This window comes from Enterobacter sp. BWH64 (assembly GCF_001037645.1).
Classification (GTDB): domain Bacteria; phylum Pseudomonadota; class Gammaproteobacteria; order Enterobacterales; family Enterobacteriaceae; genus Enterobacter; species Enterobacter hormaechei_C.
On the sequence record NZ_KQ089922.1, the window covers coordinates 3,125,899 to 3,143,439 of the forward strand.

Annotated in this window: 20 protein-coding genes; 8 read left to right on the forward strand and 12 right to left on the reverse strand. The window is 54.6% G+C overall.

All coding sequences use genetic code 11. The features are described 5' to 3' along the window. Positions 1 to 113 precede the first annotated feature (113 nt). Positions 114 to 353 carry a hypothetical protein gene (locus SK50_RS14870; protein WP_015570352.1) on the forward strand — a complete coding sequence of 80 codons (240 nt, stop codon included), beginning with the start codon at positions 114 to 116 and terminating at the stop codon, positions 351 to 353. Positions 354 to 383: 30 nt separating this feature from the next. Here SK50_RS14870 and SK50_RS14875 read toward each other — a convergent pair whose 3' ends face one another. Then, positions 384 to 1,079 (reverse strand): gamma-glutamylcyclotransferase, encoded by a 696-nt coding sequence (locus tag SK50_RS14875; RefSeq protein ID WP_017384255.1) that lies wholly within the window; start codon positions 1,077 to 1,079, stop codon positions 384 to 386. A 177-nt stretch (positions 1,080 to 1,256) separates the two neighbouring features. Then, a complete protein-coding gene (gene chaB / locus SK50_RS14880; protein WP_003856674.1) occupies positions 1,257 to 1,487 on the reverse strand; it encodes a putative cation transport regulator ChaB in 231 nt (76 codons plus the stop codon). Positions 1,488 to 1,755: 268 nt separating this feature from the next. On the opposite strand from chaB, the gene chaA reads away from it, so the two are divergent. Next, positions 1,756 to 2,856 carry a sodium-potassium/proton antiporter ChaA gene (gene chaA / locus SK50_RS14885; RefSeq protein WP_003856672.1) on the forward strand — a complete coding sequence of 367 codons (1,101 nt, stop codon included), beginning with the start codon at positions 1,756 to 1,758 and terminating at the stop codon, positions 2,854 to 2,856. A 115-nt stretch (positions 2,857 to 2,971) separates the two neighbouring features. Here chaA and kdsA read toward each other — a convergent pair whose 3' ends face one another. From kdsA to hemA, 6 genes are read right to left on the reverse strand one after another with little or no spacing between them, the layout of a single operon-like run. Beyond that, entirely contained in the window at positions 2,972 to 3,826 is an 855-nt protein-coding gene (gene kdsA / locus SK50_RS14890; RefSeq protein WP_003856671.1) for a 3-deoxy-8-phosphooctulonate synthase, read from the reverse strand. Positions 3,827 to 3,862: 36 nt separating this feature from the next. Further along, complete coding sequence (sirB1, locus tag SK50_RS14895) at positions 3,863 to 4,672, reverse strand: invasion regulator SirB1 (RefSeq protein WP_006810913.1); 810 nt, start codon at positions 4,670 to 4,672, stop codon at positions 3,863 to 3,865. Between the two features lie 3 nt (positions 4,673 to 4,675). Further along, positions 4,676 to 5,068: an invasion regulator SirB2 gene (sirB2, locus tag SK50_RS14900; RefSeq protein ID WP_017384257.1), complete on the reverse strand. Its 393-nt coding sequence runs from the start codon at positions 5,066 to 5,068 to the stop codon at positions 4,676 to 4,678. Further along, positions 5,065 to 5,895: a peptide chain release factor N(5)-glutamine methyltransferase gene (gene prmC, locus SK50_RS14905; protein ID WP_045345071.1), complete on the reverse strand. Its 831-nt coding sequence runs from the start codon at positions 5,893 to 5,895 to the stop codon at positions 5,065 to 5,067. The genes sirB2 and prmC overlap by 4 nt, the downstream gene beginning before the upstream one ends. Then, positions 5,895 to 6,977, reverse strand: coding sequence for a peptide chain release factor 1 (gene prfA / locus SK50_RS14910; RefSeq protein ID WP_003856667.1), 1,083 nt, complete (start codon positions 6,975 to 6,977; stop codon positions 5,895 to 5,897). Before prfA ends, prmC begins: the two co-directional genes overlap by 1 nt. A gap of 41 nt (positions 6,978 to 7,018) precedes the next feature. Next, entirely contained in the window at positions 7,019 to 8,275 is a 1,257-nt protein-coding gene (gene hemA / locus SK50_RS14915) for a glutamyl-tRNA reductase (protein WP_003856666.1), read from the reverse strand. A gap of 201 nt (positions 8,276 to 8,476) precedes the next feature. Here hemA and lolB point away from each other — a divergent pair, with 201 nt between their 5' ends. From lolB to dauA, 4 genes are all read left to right on the forward strand, one after another. Next, the gene (lolB, locus tag SK50_RS14920) at positions 8,477 to 9,088 is read left to right on the forward strand and encodes a lipoprotein insertase outer membrane protein LolB (RefSeq protein WP_003856665.1); all 612 of its coding nucleotides are present in this window, start codon (positions 8,477 to 8,479) and stop codon (positions 9,086 to 9,088) included. Beyond that, complete coding sequence (gene ispE / locus SK50_RS14925) at positions 9,085 to 9,954, forward strand: 4-(cytidine 5'-diphospho)-2-C-methyl-D-erythritol kinase (RefSeq protein WP_017693293.1); 870 nt, start codon at positions 9,085 to 9,087, stop codon at positions 9,952 to 9,954. Before lolB ends, ispE begins: the two co-directional genes overlap by 4 nt. 125 nt (positions 9,955 to 10,079) lie before the next feature. Beyond that, the gene (prs, locus tag SK50_RS14930) at positions 10,080 to 11,027 is read left to right on the forward strand and encodes a ribose-phosphate diphosphokinase (protein WP_003856663.1); all 948 of its coding nucleotides are present in this window, start codon (positions 10,080 to 10,082) and stop codon (positions 11,025 to 11,027) included. 124 nt (positions 11,028 to 11,151) lie between these two features. Then, positions 11,152 to 12,831: a C4-dicarboxylic acid transporter DauA gene (dauA, locus tag SK50_RS14935; RefSeq protein WP_017693292.1), complete on the forward strand. Its 1,680-nt coding sequence runs from the start codon at positions 11,152 to 11,154 to the stop codon at positions 12,829 to 12,831. Here the strand turns inward: dauA and SK50_RS14940 are convergent. Both SK50_RS14940 and ychH read right to left on the reverse strand, forming a co-directional pair. Continuing rightward, on the reverse strand, positions 12,817 to 13,875 hold the full coding sequence (locus SK50_RS14940) for a MerR family transcriptional regulator (protein WP_045345068.1): 1,059 nt from the start codon (positions 13,873 to 13,875) through the stop codon (positions 12,817 to 12,819). The two genes, dauA and SK50_RS14940, sit on opposite strands and share 15 nt — an antisense overlap. 119 nt (positions 13,876 to 13,994) lie before the next feature. Next, positions 13,995 to 14,270: a stress-induced protein YchH gene (ychH, locus tag SK50_RS14945; RefSeq protein ID WP_003856655.1), complete on the reverse strand. Its 276-nt coding sequence runs from the start codon at positions 14,268 to 14,270 to the stop codon at positions 13,995 to 13,997. A 274-nt stretch (positions 14,271 to 14,544) separates the two neighbouring features. Between ychH and pth the strand changes: the two genes are divergently transcribed. After that, complete coding sequence (gene pth / locus SK50_RS14950; protein ID WP_006810922.1) at positions 14,545 to 15,129, forward strand: aminoacyl-tRNA hydrolase; 585 nt, start codon at positions 14,545 to 14,547, stop codon at positions 15,127 to 15,129. Positions 15,130 to 15,255: 126 nt separating this feature from the next. Beyond that, the gene (gene ychF / locus SK50_RS14955) at positions 15,256 to 16,350 is read left to right on the forward strand and encodes a redox-regulated ATPase YchF (protein WP_003856650.1); all 1,095 of its coding nucleotides are present in this window, start codon (positions 15,256 to 15,258) and stop codon (positions 16,348 to 16,350) included. A gap of 57 nt (positions 16,351 to 16,407) precedes the next feature. On the opposite strand, the gene SK50_RS14960 is transcribed toward ychF, so the two are convergent. Both SK50_RS14960 and SK50_RS14965 read right to left on the reverse strand, forming a co-directional pair. Beyond that, the gene (locus SK50_RS14960; protein ID WP_017384271.1) at positions 16,408 to 16,881 is read right to left on the reverse strand and encodes a hypothetical protein; all 474 of its coding nucleotides are present in this window, start codon (positions 16,879 to 16,881) and stop codon (positions 16,408 to 16,410) included. 172 nt (positions 16,882 to 17,053) lie between these two features. Beyond that, positions 17,054 to 17,536, reverse strand: a complete 483-nt coding sequence (locus SK50_RS14965; protein WP_017384273.1) for an SMI1/KNR4 family protein — start codon at positions 17,534 to 17,536, stop codon at positions 17,054 to 17,056. Between the last annotated feature and the right edge of the window lie 5 nt (positions 17,537 to 17,541).

A 17,541-nucleotide genomic window follows, 5' to 3' on the forward strand; every position in this document is an offset into this window, starting at 1 on the left:
TGCGCCATTTTTTGATCGAAATCAGCATCCCACCCCTGCCCCTTTGGTGTTATGCAATGAGTAAATTGTGAACAACATCACGCTCGGGATGGGCAAAAACGACGGGGTATAAAATGGCACGAGTTAAAACGAGTCTGAAACTGTTTGGCGGGGATACGGTAGTGGTACGTTGCTCAGAGCGTTGCCGCATCCATCTGATGAGTACAAAAGGACAGAAGCAATCGCAGGCAGATATCCTTACCGTCCAGGACGATAAGGCCTGGCTGACGGTGCCTTACACCGGCACCTGGGATGTGCTGATCGACAGCCACAGCCAGTCGCTCGAACATTCCGTAAGTTACGTGGCGGCATAACAGTAAACGCCCGGCCAGCCGGGCGTATTATCAGGCAAAACCCGGCCGCAGCGTATTGCTAAGCGGGTTCCCTTCCAGCAGCGCTTTCACCTTCACCACCAGCTCACTCAGACAGTCGTCCTGCATGCCGAGACGCGTCAGCTCCTGATCTAGCGAGAAAAGGTACTGGGCGTTAGTGCCCAGCGGTCCGCTGGCGGCGGCAATCAGCGGGGCAATCACCTGGGTTCGGGTATCGGCTTCATACAGCGGGTGGCGCGGATCCATAATGAACACCAGCGCGTTGACGGTGCGCCCGTCATCCAGTTCCAGCTTGCACCAGCTGGGCATATAGCAGCCCGTGATCATCTCGCGCTTCCACAGCAGCGTCAGCTCATCTTCCAGCGTGGTATCCGGCAGCCGGTATGCCACGCCCGTGGTGCGCCCGCCCTCTTTTAGTGCAAGCATGCGGCCAGGCTGACAGGCGCTGCCACGTCCGGCGGTCAGGCGCAAACAAAAGGCGCGGTGCCACCCAGGCAGCGTTCCGGTTGCTGATTCAACAAATTCGAGCGCCGGGTTCCACATCAGCGAGCCGTAACCAAAGATCCAGACCGGGCCATCATCCGGGCGGCAGGCCAGCGTTGCCGCAAGCGACGCCGCACGTTGTTCAGCCGACCACAGAAGCGATTCCTCAATAGCACCAAATGCCGTCTTACAATCTGCCTTCATCAAGAAATCACGCGTTAACACATTCCACCTCCGCCACTGCATGCTTCCTTGCGACATCTGTAATTCGCCTTCCCGGCATTCTGTGCTGTTCATTTTAACAGCAGTTGAGCAACGATAAGCAATTCGCGGGCCAGATGCAATACAGCGGCAGGTCAACCGCCTGAAATGTCAAAATGGAGGCAGCGTGTTATTTGGCGGCTATTTCTTTTTGTGCCATTTATCATCGTCCCCTTTCTCATAGTCATTTTTCACGGCGGCCCAGGCCACCTTATGCGCCGTCTCTTCACGGCTGGCATCGTCCCGGCGATCTTCTTTATCTTTGTACTGATCCCAGGCGCTGTTAAAGGCTTCTTTGTAGATATCCTGGGCGTGGGCAGGCAATACGTTTTGCACGTTATCCGGTAATTCGCTTTTCGATTTGTATGGCATCGTTAACCTCTCTTTTGGCTAAAAGATAAGTGTGGACGACGATACGCGAGGGTGCCACCCGACAGAAAGAAATGAACAATATAAAAATGTAATTCATTGTTATTAAAATAATATTTAACAGAGATAAGGCATTATAAGCCTCAGACATAAAAATTATAATAAAGGGTAAAATTAAGTAAAAAATACAGGGTATTTAACAGATTTCTGTTAATTTAATACCTTTAAAATCTATCTATAATTACAAGCACCTGCATTGTTGGAGAAACACATGACAGCAACACACGAGGCGGTAAAAACCCGCCACAAGGAGACCTCTCTCATTTTCCCGGTTCTGGCACTGGCTGTGCTGCTCTTCTGGGGAAGCAGTCAGTCATTGCCAGTGGTTGTGGGGATCAATATTCTGGCTCTGGTGGGTATTTTAACCAGTGCATTTAGCGTGGTACGCCATGCGGATGTGTTAGCCCACCGTCTTGGAGAGCCGTATGGGTCATTAATTTTAAGCCTTTCGGTTGTGATTCTTGAAGTCAGTTTAATTTCCGCATTAATGGCCACCGGCGACGCCGCGCCAACGCTAATGCGCGATACGCTCTACTCCATCATTATGATTGTTACCGGCGGCCTGGTCGGTTTTTCACTTTTATTAGGTGGTCGCAAATTTGCCACCCAGTACATGAACCTCTTTGGCATTAAACAGTACCTGATCGCCCTGTTCCCGCTGGCGATTATTGTGCTGGTGTTCCCGATGGCGCTGCCGGGTGCAAATTTCACCACCGGCCAGGCGCTGCTGGTGGCGCTGATTTCCGCGGCGATGTACGGCGTGTTCCTGCTGATCCAGACCAAAACGCACCAGAGCCTGTTTGTTTACGAGCATGAAGACGACGGCGACGACGATGACCCGCATCACGGTAAGCCGTCGGCGCACAGCAGCGCGTGGCATACGGTTTGGCTGATCGTGCATCTGATTGCCGTTATTGCGGTCACCAAGATGAATGCGAACCCGCTGGAGGCGCTGTTAACTGAACTGAACGCGCCGGTCGCCTTTACCGGTTTCCTGGTGGCCCTGTTGATCCTGTCGCCAGAAGGCCTGGGAGCGCTGAAAGCGGTGCTCAATAATCAGGTGCAGCGTGCGATGAATCTGTTCTTCGGCTCGGTTCTGGCGACCATCTCCCTTACCGTTCCGGTGGTGACGTTGATTGCCTTTATGACGGGAAATGAATTGCAGTTTGCGCTGGGTGCGCCAGAGATGATTGTGATGGTGGCATCCTTGCTGCTGTGCCAGATATCCTTCTCCACCGGCCGCACCAATGTGCTGAACGGCGCGGCGCATATGGCGCTGTTTATTGCGTATCTGATGACTATATTTGCGTAGCCTTTTTGCCCAGCGGCGCTTCGCTTGCAGGGCCTACGGGTTTTGTAGGCCGGGTAAGCGCAGCGCCACCCGGCAATATGCCCCATAAAAAAACCCGCCGAAGCGGGTTTTTTTATTAGTTGCTGGTATCCAGCTCGTCGAAGCTCTTCACCAGATCGTCAATCGCTTTGATCTGTTTCAGGAACGGCTCCAGCTTATCCAGCGGCAGCGCGGATGGACCGTCGCATTTCGCGTTAGCCGGATCCGGGTGCGCTTCAATGAACAGACCCGCCAGGCCGGTTGCCATACCGGCGCGCGCCAGTTCGGTCACCTGCGCACGACGCCCGCCAGACGCGGCGCCAAACGGGTCGCGGCATTGCAGGGAGTGGGTCACGTCGAAAATCACCGGAGACTGGTTAGAGACGTTCTTCATCACGCTGAAGCCCAGCATATCTACAACCAGGTTGTCATAACCGAAGTTTGAACCACGGTCGCAGAGGATCACCTGGTCGTTACCGCCTTCGATAAACTTGTCGACGATGTTACCCATCTGGCCAGGGCTCACGAACTGCGGTTTTTTCACGTTAATCACGGCACCGGTTTTCGCCATCGCTTCTACCAGGTCAGTCTGGCGAGCGAGGAACGCCGGAAGCTGAATCACGTCTACCACATCAGCCACGGGCTGTGCCTGAGACGCTTCGTGCACGTCGGTGATCACTTTCACGCCAAACGTCTGTTTCAACTCCTGGAAAATCTTCATCCCCTCTTCCAGGCCCGGGCCACGGTAGGAGTGAATGGAGGAGCGGTTGGCTTTGTCAAAAGAGGCTTTAAACACGTACGGGATGCCCAGCTTTTGGGTCACGGTCACGTAGTGTTCGCAGATGCGCATAGCGAGATCGCGGGATTCCAGAACGTTCATACCGCCAAACAGTACGAACGGCAGGTCGTTTGCCACGTTGATATCACCAATGCTAACCACTTTTTGTTTCATAGGATCGCCTTATTCAGGTGTGAATCGGAATTAAGATTAATGCAGTGTAATGTGTTTATGCGCGATCGCGTTAATCTGCGCGCGGATCATCTCGCTGATCGGGTCTTCCGGACATTGCTCGACGAAATAATTCAAATCATTCAGCGCCACGTGCTCGCAGTCGAGCTGCGCATAAATCAGGCCGCGGTCGCGGATTTCGTACGGATCTTCCGGATTGAACTGCAACAGCACTTCGCTTGCGCGCAGAGCCAGCTCCATCTGACGCTCTTCCATCAGCGCAGACTTCAGCGTATCCAGGAGCTTACGGATCACTTCGGCGTTATCGGCTTCATCGAGATCTTCATTGAACAGCTCAGCTATCGGGCTGATGTTGCCTTTCAGCCAGACGTCCAGCGTATGCTCATCCAGCGTGTCGCCGTTAAACGGATTGATTAACCACATCTCACCGTCCAGCCACTCCGCCCGCAAAATCATCTGCGTCGGGAAAATGACCGGCACCAGTGGAATATCCAGCTCGTGCGCAACCCACAGTAAAATGGCGCCCAACGCGACGGCGCTGCCCTGACGATTTTTCAACACCTGGTCCAGCCACAGTGCGTCAGACAGGCGGTACACGCCTCGCGTGTCGCAGAAACCCCATTCGCCGTAGAAAAGCTCAATCAGCTTCTCTAATTGCCAGTCCTGCGGACGGGCCTGATTGATCTCTTCGCGCGCCAGGCTGACCAGATTCTCCAGTTCAGCGTAAACGTACTGTGACGTAAAATCGTCGCGGATCATCTCTGAAATCAGGATCATACCATCGCAGAGCGGCACTTTGTTAAATTCGAAATCGGCTAAGGACCTCATGACTTACCCCAGTAACGGTATTCTTGTGGTGGCGAGTTTAATGATGATGTACAGCACCACCAGACCCAGCAAAAAGGCGATAAACCCTGTCTGCTGGCTGCGCGGACGATGACGCCCAAGCGCGATAAAACCCAAAACGATGTAGATGATAACGCCAAACAGCTTTTCAGTCAGCCATGCGCCTTTATCAGTAAATGGCAGATAGCCGGTTTTCCACATTAACCCGGCTCCGGAAAGGAACAGCACCGTGTCGATACAGTGCGGGGCGATGCGTACCCAGCGGGCGTTAATCAGCGGATTGTTGCTGTAGCGCCACCAGTAGCGGGCAATGAAAAAGCCGATGGTCAGGGCAACGGAAACCAGGTGAACGGAGATCAGCAGCGTAAACAGGCTCATGACCACTGCCCCAGCGTCAGACGTTCATTGCCGCCGTAATCCCGGCAGGTTTCCACCGCAGCGTATCCGGCACGCGTAAACAGCGCTCGCACCGCCTCTCCCTGCGTCCAGCCATGTTCCACCAGCAGCCAGCCACCGGGAAGCAAATGTTGCCGTGACGTTGTCACAATGTGATCGAGATCCGCAAGTCCCTGATTCGCAGCGACCAGCGCGGTCAACGGTTCAAAACGCACGTCGCCCTGCGCGAGATGCGGATCGTCTTCGTCGATGTAGGGCGGATTGCTGACAATCATTTCGAACATGCGGCTTTCAAGCGCGGCAAACCAGCTGCTTTGCAGAACGGAAACATTGTTCAGCCCCAGCCGTTCAACGTTGCGCTGCGCGAGGGCGACCGCATCCGGCATCACGTCTACCGCCGTCACGGTGCAGTCCGGTCGCTCGCTGGCAAGCGCCAGCGCAATCGCGCCGGTGCCAGTACCGAGATCGAGGATCTGACACGGCTGCGCCGGTAACCGCGCCAGCGCCTGCTCCACCAGACACTCGGTGTCCGGGCGCGGGATCAGCGTGGCCGCTGAAACGTACAGCGGAAGCGACCAGAACTCGCGTTCGCCAACCAGATGCGCCACCGGCTCGCCGGTTTTACGGCGGGCAAGCAGCGCCTCCAGCTGCGATTGCTGTTCAGCGGTCAGCGCGGTTTCGCCGAAGGCCAGCAGATATGTGCGGGCTTTACCCGTCACATGCTCAAGCAGAATTTCGGCGTCGCGCTTCGGGCTTTCACTTGCAGAAAGCTCACTGGCGGCATGGCGTAACCAGCGCTGAAAATCCATTAATCCTGCTCGGACAGTGCCGCCAGCTGGTCGGCCTGGTATTCCTGCACGATAGGCTCAATCAGCATATCGAGCTTGCCTTCCATCGCCTCATCCAGACGGTAGAGCGTCAGGTTGATGCGATGGTCGGTTACGCGACCCTGCGGGAAGTTATAGGTACGGTTACGGTCGCTACGATCGCCGCTGCCCAGCAGGTTACGGCGGGTAGAGGCTTCCGCCTGCTGGCGTTTCGCCATTTCAGCCGCGTGGATACGGGCGCCCAGCACGGATAACGCTTTAGCCTTGTTCTTGTGCTGGGAACGTTCATCCTGACACTCAACCACAATCCCGGTGGGCAGGTGAGTAATACGGATAGCGGAGTCGGTGGTGTTAACGTGCTGACCACCTGCCCCTGAAGAGCGGAAGGTGTCGATGCGCAGATCCGCCGGGTTGATATCCGGCAGTTCCGCTTCCGGCAGCTCCGGCATCACCGCCACCGTACAGGCTGACGTATGAATGCGTCCCTGAGATTCTGTCGCAGGCACGCGCTGCACGCGGTGACCGCCGGATTCAAATTTCAGTCGACCGTACACGCCGTCGCCGCTGATCTTGGCGATAACCTCTTTGTAGCCGCCATGCTCGCCTTCGTTGGCGCTCATGATCTCCACGCGCCAGCGACGGGATTCGGCATAACGACTGTACATACGGAACAGATCCCCGGCGAACAGCGCCGCTTCGTCGCCGCCGGTACCGGCGCGGACTTCCACAAAGGCGTTACGCTCATCGTCCGGATCTTTCGGCAGCAGAAGCACCTGAAGCTGCTGCTCCATCTCTTCTGAACGCGCTTTTGCGTCCTGTAACTCTTCCTGCGCCATCTCGCGCATCTCAGGATCGTCGAGCATCATCTGCGCGGTTTCGATATCTTCCTGGACCTGTCGCCAGTCGGTAAAGCATTTTGAAACATCACTTAACTGCGCGTATTCACGCGACAGCGCGCGAAAACGTTCCTGGTCGGCAATGGTCCCGGCATCACCGAGCAGCGCCTGGACTTCTTCATGGCGCTCGTGCAGAGCTTCCAGTTTAGCGACGATAGAAGGCTTCATAGGCGTAAATGCACCTTGTCTTAGAAAATGGGTATAGGGCGCTATTCCAGCCCGAGGCTGTTGCGCAGAATTGTCAGGCGTTCATCGTCCCCGTCACGGGCAGCCTGCTGAAGAGATTTGGTTGGGGCATGGATCAGGCGGTTGGTCAGTTTCCAGGCCAGATCCTGCATAATCGCCTGCGCGTCGCCGCCCTGTTCAAGGGCCGCTAACGCTTTGGCCGTCAGGTCATCACGCACCTGCTCCGCCTGACCGCGGTATTCGCGGATGGTCTCGCTGACGCTTTGCGCGCGCAGCCAGGCCATAAATTCGCTGGTTTCCTGTTCAACGATGGTTTCCGCCTGCACAGCCGCCGCCTTACGCTGGGCAAGGTTGTGCGAAATGATGCTTTGCAGGTCATCCACACTGTACAGGTAGGCGTTCGCCAGTTTGCCCACTTCCGGTTCGACATCACGCGGAACGGCGATATCCACCAGCAGCATCGGCTGATTGCGGCGGGATTTCAGCGCACGCTCGACCATCCCTTTCCCGATAATCGGCAGCGGGCTGGCGGTAGAACTGATAATAATGTCCGCCTCTTTCAGACGTTCATCGATGTCGCTCAGCGCAATCACCTCAGCGCCCACTTCGTCCGCCAGCACCTGCGCACGTTCGCGGGTGCGGTTGGCAATGATCATCTTCTTCACCTTGTGTTCGCGAAGATGGCGCGCCACCAGCTCGATGGTTTCGCCCGCTCCCACCAGCAGTACGGTGACGGTCGACAGGGATTCAAAAATTTGACGGGCAAGGGTACAGGCCGCGAAAGCAACCGAAACCGCACTGGCGCCAATGTCGGTTTCGGTTCGCACACGCTTCGCCACGGAGAATGACTTCTGGAACATTCGCTCCAGTTCGCTGGCTTTCAGATGCCCTTTCTGGGAATCCGCGAAGGCTTTTTTCACCTGGCCGAGGATCTGCGGCTCGCCCAGCACCAGCGAATCCAGACCGCTGGCCACGCGCATCAGATGGCTGACCGCATCGTTATCCTGATGCCAGTACAGGCTGTTGCGCAGCTCTTCTTCGTTGAGGTTGTGGTAGTCACACAGCCAGCGGATCAGCGCCTCGTGCAGGTTGTCCTGCTCTTCTACGCTCAAATACAGCTCGGTACGGTTGCACGTCGACAGCACCACGCCACCCTGCACCATCGGCTGTGCAAGCAGGCTGTCCAGCGCCAGGTCGAGCGTATCCGGCGAAAACGTAACGCGTTCTCGCAGTGAAACCGGGGCCGTTTTGTGGTTAATACCGAGTGCTAATAGGGTCATGTTGAGCGGGAGTAGTACCAGCGTTAATAAGGTTAGCAGGACGCATCATACAGGATGCGCGAGATCAATAAAAGAGACTGCCCCCTTTCGGAGTAATAGCTTACGCCACGCTTTGAGATAATTTGAACGTAGACGGTGGCACCCTTCAACGCTAGCATTAACAGTTATAACTGCAACGTATCTCAAGGATTTGTCATCATTATGACCCGAATGATTCGCCTGCTGCCTCTGGCGGCCTTGGTTCTGACCGCCTGTTCCGTTCATCAGCCGAAAGGCCCGGGCAAAAGCCCTGACTCACCGCAGTGGCGTCAGCACCAGCAGGACGTGCTGAAATTAAGCCAGTACCAGACCCGCGGTGCATTTGCTTATCTCTCTGACGAACAAAAAGTTTATGCTCGCTTCTTCTGGCAGCAAACGGGTCAGGACAACTATCGCCTGCTGCTGCTGAACCCGCTGGGCAGCACCGAGCTGGAGCTTAACGCGAAGCCTGGCGAAGCGCAGATCACCGATAACAAAGGCCAGCACTACACGGCAACCGACGCCGAAGAGATGATTGGCAAGCTGACCGGAATGCCGATTCCGCTCAATAGTCTGCGCCAGTGGATCCTCGGCCTGCCGGGTGACGCAACCGACTATACGCTCGACGATCAATACCGTCTGAGCCAGGTGAACTACACCCAGGGCGGTAAAACCTGGAAAGTGGTGTACAGCGCGTATGACAGCAAGACGCAACCGTCGCTGCCGTCCAATATGGAGCTGACGCAGGGTAGCCAGCGTATCAAGCTGAAAATGGACAACTGGATCGTTAAATGATGACCCACTGGCCCTCTCCCGCAAAACTGAACCTGTTTCTCTACATTACCGGGCAGCGCGCTGACGGCTATCACACCCTGCAAACGCTGTTTCAGTTTGTCGATTACGGCGACACCATCTCCATCGAACCGCGTCAGGACGGGCAGATTTGCCTGCTGACGCCGGTCGACGGCGTGGCGCATGACGATAACCTGATCGTGCGCGCTGCCCGCCTGCTAATGAAAACGGCGTCGACGTCGGGTCGTCTGCCGGCGGGAAGCGGTGCGGATATCCGTATCGACAAACGCCTGCCGATGGGCGGCGGTCTTGGCGGCGGCTCATCAAACGCCGCGACCGTACTGGTGGCGCTTAACCACCTCTGGGGCTGCGGTCTGACGACGGACGAACTGGCAGCGTTAGGGTTGACGCTGGGCGCCGATGTACCGGTGTTTGTGCGCGGCCACGCGGCGTTCGCTGAAGGTGTCGGTGAAATCCTCACGCCGGTCGATCCGCCGGAAAAATGGTATCTGATCGTTCACCCCGGCGTGAGCATTCCTACCCCGGTCATCTTTAAAGATCCTGACCTGAAAAGAAATACCCCGGCACGGTCAATAAAAACGTTATTAAATTGTGAATTCAGCAACGATTGCGAGGATATCGCAAGAAAACGTTTTCGCGAGGTTGATGCGGTGCTTTCCTGGCTGTTAGAATACGCGCCGTCGCGCCTGACCGGTACAGGGGCCTGTGTCTTTGCTGAATTTGACACCGAAACCGCCGCCCGTCAGGTGCTTGAGCAAGCGCCGGTTTGGCTGCATGGTTTTGTAGCACGCGGGATGAACACCTCCCCCCTACAGCAGGCCATTCTGGCGCAGACTGAGTTTCGGTGACAACGTCACCCTGTTCCAGACGTTGCATCGCGCTCTTTAATACACCGCCTGGATAGCGTTTGCTTAGGCCCCGCAGTTTGCGGCGAACGCTATCCACCACTGGACGCATGCCTGAGGTTCTTCTCGTGCCTGATATGAAGCTTTTTGCTGGTAACGCCACCCCGGAACTAGCACAACGTATTGCCAACCGCCTGTACACTTCCCTCGGCGACGCCGCTGTAGGTCGCTTTAGCGACGGCGAAGTCAGCGTACAAATTAACGAAAATGTACGCGGTGGTGATATTTTCATCATCCAGTCCACCTGTGCTCCAACGAATGACAACCTGATGGAATTGGTTGTTATGGTCGACGCGCTGCGTCGTGCTTCTGCTGGCCGTATCACTGCTGTTATTCCTTACTTTGGCTATGCACGTCAGGACCGTCGCGTCCGTTCCGCGCGTGTGCCAATCACCGCTAAAGTTGTCGCTGACTTCCTGTCCAGCGTCGGCGTTGACCGCGTACTGACGGTTGACCTGCACGCAGAGCAGATCCAGGGCTTCTTCGACGTGCCGGTTGATAACGTATTCGGCAGCCCAATCCTGCTGGAAGACATGCTGCAACTGAATCTGGACAACCCGATTGTGGTTTCTCCGGACATCGGCGGCGTGGTACGTGCTCGTGCTATCGCGAAGCTGCTGAACGATACCGACATGGCGATCATCGACAAACGCCGTCCGCGCGCTAACGTTTCTCAGGTGATGCACATCATCGGTGACGTGGCTGGCCGCGACTGCGTGTTGGTGGACGACATGATCGATACCGGCGGTACGCTGTGTAAAGCCGCTGAAGCGCTGAAAGAGCGTGGTGCGAAACGCGTATTCGCTTACGCCACTCACCCGATCTTCTCCGGCAATGCGGTAAACAACCTCCGTAACTCCGTCATTGACGAAGTTGTGGTGTGCGATACCATTCCACTGAGCGACGAGATCAAAGCGCTGCCAAACGTGCGTACGTTGACTCTGTCCGGGATGCTGGCCGAAGCGATTCGTCGTATCAGCAACGAAGAATCGATCTCTGCAATGTTCGAACACTGATCGAACACGGCCAAAAAACCCGCTACGGCGGGTTTTTTTGTTTATAGTATTTATTTGTATGACTTATGCCTCCTTCACCTGCCATTCACATGACAGATGATGCGCACACGGATGATAGATAATTGTGAAAAACGTAACCTCCTCACATGTTCTGCCCTTTCGCGCCCTCATCGACGCCTGCTGGAAAGAGAAATACACATCGTCACGCTTTGTTGGTGACCTGATAGCCGGGATCACCGTCGGGATTATTGCCATCCCGCTGGCGATGGCGCTGGCGATTGGTAGCGGCGTCGCGCCGCAGTACGGGCTGTACACCTCGGCCGTTGCGGGGATTGTGATTGCGCTGACGGGCGGGTCCCGCTTCAGCGTCTCCGGCCCGACTGCCGCCTTTGTGGTGATCCTCTACCCGGTTTCCCAACAGTTTGGTCTGGCAGGCCTGCTGGTTGCCACCCTAATGTCCGGCATCTTTTTAATTCTGTTTGGTCTGGCCCGCTTTGGTCGCCTGATTGAATATATTCCCCTTTCCGTAACGCTGGGGTTCACCTCGGGGATTGGGATTACCATCGGGACCATGCAGATTAAGGATTTCCTCGGCCTGCAAATGGCCCATGTTCCGGAGCACTATTTACAGAAAGTGGGCGCGCTGTTTATGGCGTTGCCGACGGCCAACCTGGGCGATGCAGCCATTGGCATCGTTACCCTCGGCACACTTATCGTCTGGCCTCGCTTAGGCATTCGTCTCCCGGGGCATCTGCCCGCTCTGCTGCTGGGCTGCGCGGTGATGGGCGTTGTCAACCTGCTCGGTGGACAGGTCGCCACCATTGGCTCCCAGTTCCACTATGTTCTGGCGGACGGCTCACAGGGCAGCGGCATTCCGCAGCTGCTGCCGCAGCTGGTTCTGCCGTGGGACATGCCGGGCTCAAGCTTCACCCTAAGCTGGGATTCCCTTCGCGCTCTGCTGCCTGCCGCGTTCTCCATGGCAATGCTGGGCGCGATTGAATCCCTGCTCTGCGCCGTCGTGCTCGACGGCATGACCGGCACTAAGCACAAAGCCAACAGCGAGCTGGTCGGCCAGGGCTTAGGGAACATCGTTGCACCGTTCTTCGGCGGTATTACCGCTACGGCTGCGATTGCCCGTTCCGCCGCGAACGTACGTGCGGGCGCGACATCACCGGTTTCGGCGGTCATTCACTCCCTGCTGGTGATCATGGCGCTGCTGATCCTTGCCCCGCTGCTTTCATGGCTTCCGCTCTCGGCCATGGCTGCGCTGCTGCTGATGGTGGCCTGGAACATGAGTGAGGCGCATAAGGTGGTTAACCTGCTGCGCCGTGCGCCGAAAGACGACATTATCGTGATGCTGATCTGCATGTCGTTGACCGTACTGTTCGATATGGTTATCGCCATCAGCGTCGGCATTGTGCTGGCCTCGCTGCTGTTTATGCGCCGCATCGCGCAGATGACGCGTCTCTCCCCGGTTAACGTTGAGGTGCCTGACGATGTGCTGGTGCTGCGCGTGATTGGTCCGCTGTTCTTCGCCGCAGCGGAAGGTTTGTTCAGCGATCTGGAATCCCGCATTGCGGGCAAACGGATTGTGGTGCTGAAATGGGATGCCGTCCCGGTGCTGGATGCCGGCGGTCTGGATGCCTTCCAGCGCTTTGTCGCCCGCCTGCCGGAAGGCTGTGAACTGCGGGTGAGTAACCTCGAATTCCAGCCCCTGCGCACCATGGCGCGCGCGGGCGTGCAGCCGATCCCTGGCCGATTGTCCTTCTACCCTAACCGTGAAGCTGCGTTAGCGGATCTGTGAGTCATCTGATGCAGAGACGCGTCTTTGCATCATCACCCCGATCGCCTGCTGGAGCCATTCAAGCACGGCAGGCGTCATCCACGTGCCTTTCATCAGATGCGGCTCCTGCTGCATGGCGAGGCGAAATTTTTGCTGGGTCTGCGGGTTTGTTCCCGCATAGGACTGGAATAAAACCAGCCAGTTTTCTGCCAGCTTTTGCGCATCGTCAGAAGCGGGACTGAGATTATCCCGCTGCGCCTGATGCAGCTTCGCCACCAGCGGCGGCCACTCCATCATCCGGTCAAAGTAGTGCGCCCGGGTAAAGGCCATCTCTTCGGCAGTGAGATATTTCTCCCAGATGCTGAGCTTTGATTCGGCAAACGCCCGCGTGATGTAATCAGTTATCTCCGGCGTAATGCCGGTTTGCTCCTGCATCTGCGGCTCCACGCTGTGCATCTCGTTCAGACGGGTCAAAAATTCCGGTTTGCCTGCGGTATCCTGCTCCAGGCGTTCCATCCACCGTGAAGCCAAATCGGTCGCCCGCGCGTCCGTGACGCTGACGTTCTGTTCCAGCAAGTGTTTAACTTCCGTCACCAGACCCGCCCAGATATCCGCCAGCGCCTCTTTCTCTACCGCAAACGGCAGTTGCTGCAACTCTTCTTTGCTAAACCAGCGATCGTACATATTCATTAACTCCAGAGTCTGTAGCCAGTATTCCAGATCCGGCGTCGCATCGTCGGTCAGCCCGGTTCGCAATTCCACCAGCCGGTTGCGCAGCGTATGGATGCTACGCAGTTGCTTGTCCAGCAGAGTGATTTGCCCGTCGAGTAATTCGGCTAATGACAGCGAACGCTGTTCCAGAAAATCCCTGATTTCGGCAAGCTCCAGTCCGGCTTTTGCCAGCGCCTGGATCATATGCAGACGCTGCACATCCGCCAGGTTATAAAGCCGGTAGCCTGCCGCGCTTCTGGCAGAAGGTAACAACAGCCCTGTTTGCTCGTAGTGATGCAAAGTCCGCACGGTGATCCCGGCACGTTTCGCCAGTTCACCCACCTGTATCAACATAACGGCTCCTTTTGTTCTGCCAGTGTCGTTACTCTGAAGCCTTACGTTACGTGAGGGTCAATGCGTCATGCAAAAAAAACGACTTCAGATGAAGTCGTTTCGGTGTTCTTTATGGGGCACTAGCTATGCTTGCGCTGGTCGCGGCGGCATCGTTTATCGTAATGGCGCACCCACCAGTATTTATCGCAGACTTCCTCATGTCCGCTCACGCGCGCCCCGGCGAGCCACAATACCGCACCAAGGAAGATACTCAGCACCGCGCCATGCGCAAAGTATTGTGGGAGGTCAAGCTGCGGTAATTGGTTTAAGATTGAATAACCGACACCGGCGACCATCACGAACAGTCCCAACCCCATTAGCACGTTACCGAGCATTGAAGCGTTTTTGCGTTTCATATGTCACCTCCGGAACTTTGGGTTGTCAGGGGAAAAGCCCCTTCTCCTTGTGTGTAAAGTATAGACAACGCCTCTTATATGAGTTGCGTGAATGATCACATTTACTGATAGCTCCCGGACAAAAATTTACAAATAAGACATTGAACAGCTTGAAATTCTAATTGTTCAAAGAGGAAATTATTCGCATTTCGGTGTACCGCAGGCAGAACTTTGTCAAGCGGCGCGCCAGACAGTAAACTACGCGCCAGATCTGGAACCCATTAGGAAGTAAATCGTGACGATTAAACTGATTGTCGGCCTCGCCAATCCGGGCGCAGAGTATGCCGCCACCCGCCATAACGCCGGTGCCTGGTATGTTGATCTGCTGGCGGAGCGTTTGCGCGCTCCCCTGCGTGAAGAACCCAAGTTTTACGGGTATACCTCACGCATCAATCTTGCGGGTGCTGACGTGCGGTTGCTGGTGCCAACCACCTTTATGAACCTGAGCGGCAAAGCCGTGGCGGCCATGGCAACGTTTTATCGCATCAACCCGGATGAGATCCTGGTGGCCCACGACGAACTGGACCTGCCGCCAGGCGTGGCGAAGTTCAAACTGGGCGGCGGTCATGGCGGCCACAATGGTCTGAAAGACATCATCAGCAAACTGGGTAATAACCCTAATTTCCACCGTTTGCGCGTGGGAATCGGCCATCCGGGCGATAAAAACAAAGTTGTTGGTTTCGTACTGGGTAAACCACCGGTTTCTGAGCAGAAGTTGATTGACGAAGCGGTGGACGAAGCGGCCCGCTGCACCGAGATTTGGCTTCAGGACGGCCTGACGAAAGCCACCAATCGACTGCACGCTTTCAAAGCGCAATAATCGGCGCCCCGGGGCTTTTTTACCGCGCGTCGCGCGGGTTACGTGTATAATAGGCGTAGTTATTTACTTTTCTTCAATCGGTTATCGTTAACGGATTGATTATCAAGATATTAAGGTGATTTAGAAATGGGATTCAAATGCGGTATCGTCGGTCTGCCAAACGTGGGCAAATCCACCCTGTTCAACGCGCTCACCAAAGCAGGTATTGAAGCGGCGAACTTCCCGTTCTGTACCATCGAGCCGAACACCGGTGTTGTTCCTATGCCCGATCCGCGTCTGGACCAGCTCGCGGAAATCGTGAAGCCACAGCGCATTCTGCCAACCACCATGGAGTTCGTGGACATCGCGGGCCTGGTAAAAGGCGCATCCAAAGGTGAAGGCCTGGGCAACCAGTTCCTGACCAACATCCGTGAAACCGAAGCGATCGGCCACGTTGTGCGCTGCTTCGAGAACGACAACATTATCCACGTCAACAACAAAGTGGATCCGGCTGACGACATCGACGTCATCAACACCGAGCTGGCCCTCTCTGACCTTGACACCTGCGAGCGCGCCATTCACCGCGTGCAGAAGAAAGCCAAAGGCGGCGACAAGGACGCGAAAGCGGAACTGGCTGCGCTGGAAAAATGTCTGCCACAGCTGGAAAACGCGGGCATGCTGCGCGCGCTGAAAAACCTGACTGACGAAGACAAAGCGGCGATCAAATACCTGAGCTTCCTGACCCTGAAGCCAACCATGTACATCGCCAACGTCAACGAAGACGGTTTCGAGAACAACCCGTACCTCGACAAAGTGCGTGAAATCGCTGCGGCTGAAGGTTCTGTAGTTGTGGCGGTTTGCGCTGCCGTTGAATCCGACATCGCTGAGCTGGACGACGCCGACCGTGAAGAGTTCATGGCCGAGCTGGGTCTGGAAGAGCCGGGCCTGAACCGCGTGATCCGCGCGGGCTATGAGCTGCTGAACCTGCAAACCTACTTCACCGCTGGCGTAAAAGAAGTGCGTGCGTGGACCATCCCTGTGGGTGCGACCGCGCCTCAGGCGGCTGGTAAGATCCACACCGACTTCGAGAAAGGCTTTATTCGTGCGCAGACTATCGCGTTTGAAGACTTCATCACCTACAAGGGTGAGCAAGGCGCGAAAGAAGCAGGCAAGATGCGTGCGGAAGGGAAAGATTACATCGTTAAAGATGGCGACGTGATGAACTTCTTGTTTAACGTTTGATTTGTTTTGAATGAAAAAAATCCACGCTTTGGCGTGGATTTTTTTTCGCGTGTCCTATCAATAGATAACTAGTTTGCCCGCTGGCCAAGTACCTGACCATCCACAGGGCATATGCCCAGCTTCATAAACATTAATTAAGCCTTCAAAAGCGAATGGCTCATGTAGTAAAGAACTATACGCATCTTCAAGCAAGTAATTCACAAGGTCCCATTTTAAGTTCTCAGTCATTGATCCTTTCTCAGACTCTGGGAAGATTATTTTTGGGATAATATCATTCTCCACAACTTTCTTAGCTTCTTTGACCAAAGAGTTCCAATATTGATATTTGTTAGTGTGTTTTTTTGCGAGATAGCCCGTTATTTCATAACCAGCCTCCAAGGTGGCACTTTCCCATTCATCGCTATTCAAGCCTTTTATAAATAAGCTAAGGGACTGAGCCTGGATAACACCAGGGAGTGTCGTTGCTACACCAAGATTAACAAACCAATTAATATTATTTAACCTATGTATTGCTAACTGGGATATCTTCATTTTTTAACCTGATTTATTCTACATGGGATTCTAGCTGCTTTCATACCACCAAGCCTGTCATGCTGTTTTATAATAAAACCCTATGATTTGTGTCACAGAGCTTTATTAAAAATATGAATATCAAAACAACAGCAATCGAAGTAAATAAATCGATTAAATTTTTAAATATTCTTTAAGAAAGATCTTCTTCTGCTACTAATCCATTAACAAAATTGGCAAATGAATTTGTCAGATATCTTTGAAGTTTTATGTGATTCTCTTGCATAGTCAAATCCTCATCAAAAGAATCTGTAGCAAAATATACTATTGAGTAATTGTCTAAATCTAGACAGAAGAAATTCCCTCCCCAATCATTTGCGAAAGGAAGCAGGTTTTTAGGAATCACTTCCCTATCCAACATGCTGATATAACAACCGTCGATTAAAGATCTAGGGTCATTATTTGTCTGACTATTATAAACAAACGGTTTAAACCCTGCCACCTCTACTGGCTCAAAATCTTCATCACCGTCCCACCAACTTTTCTCAGGAGTGCCACCATTAAATTGCAGATAATGTGAAACGAAATCATCCGGAAGAGTAATAGATAATTTCTCTTCCGTTTTAGTAATATCTGCACGTCCAATCTTTTTTTCACAGTTACTGAAATGGTTCATAGGTT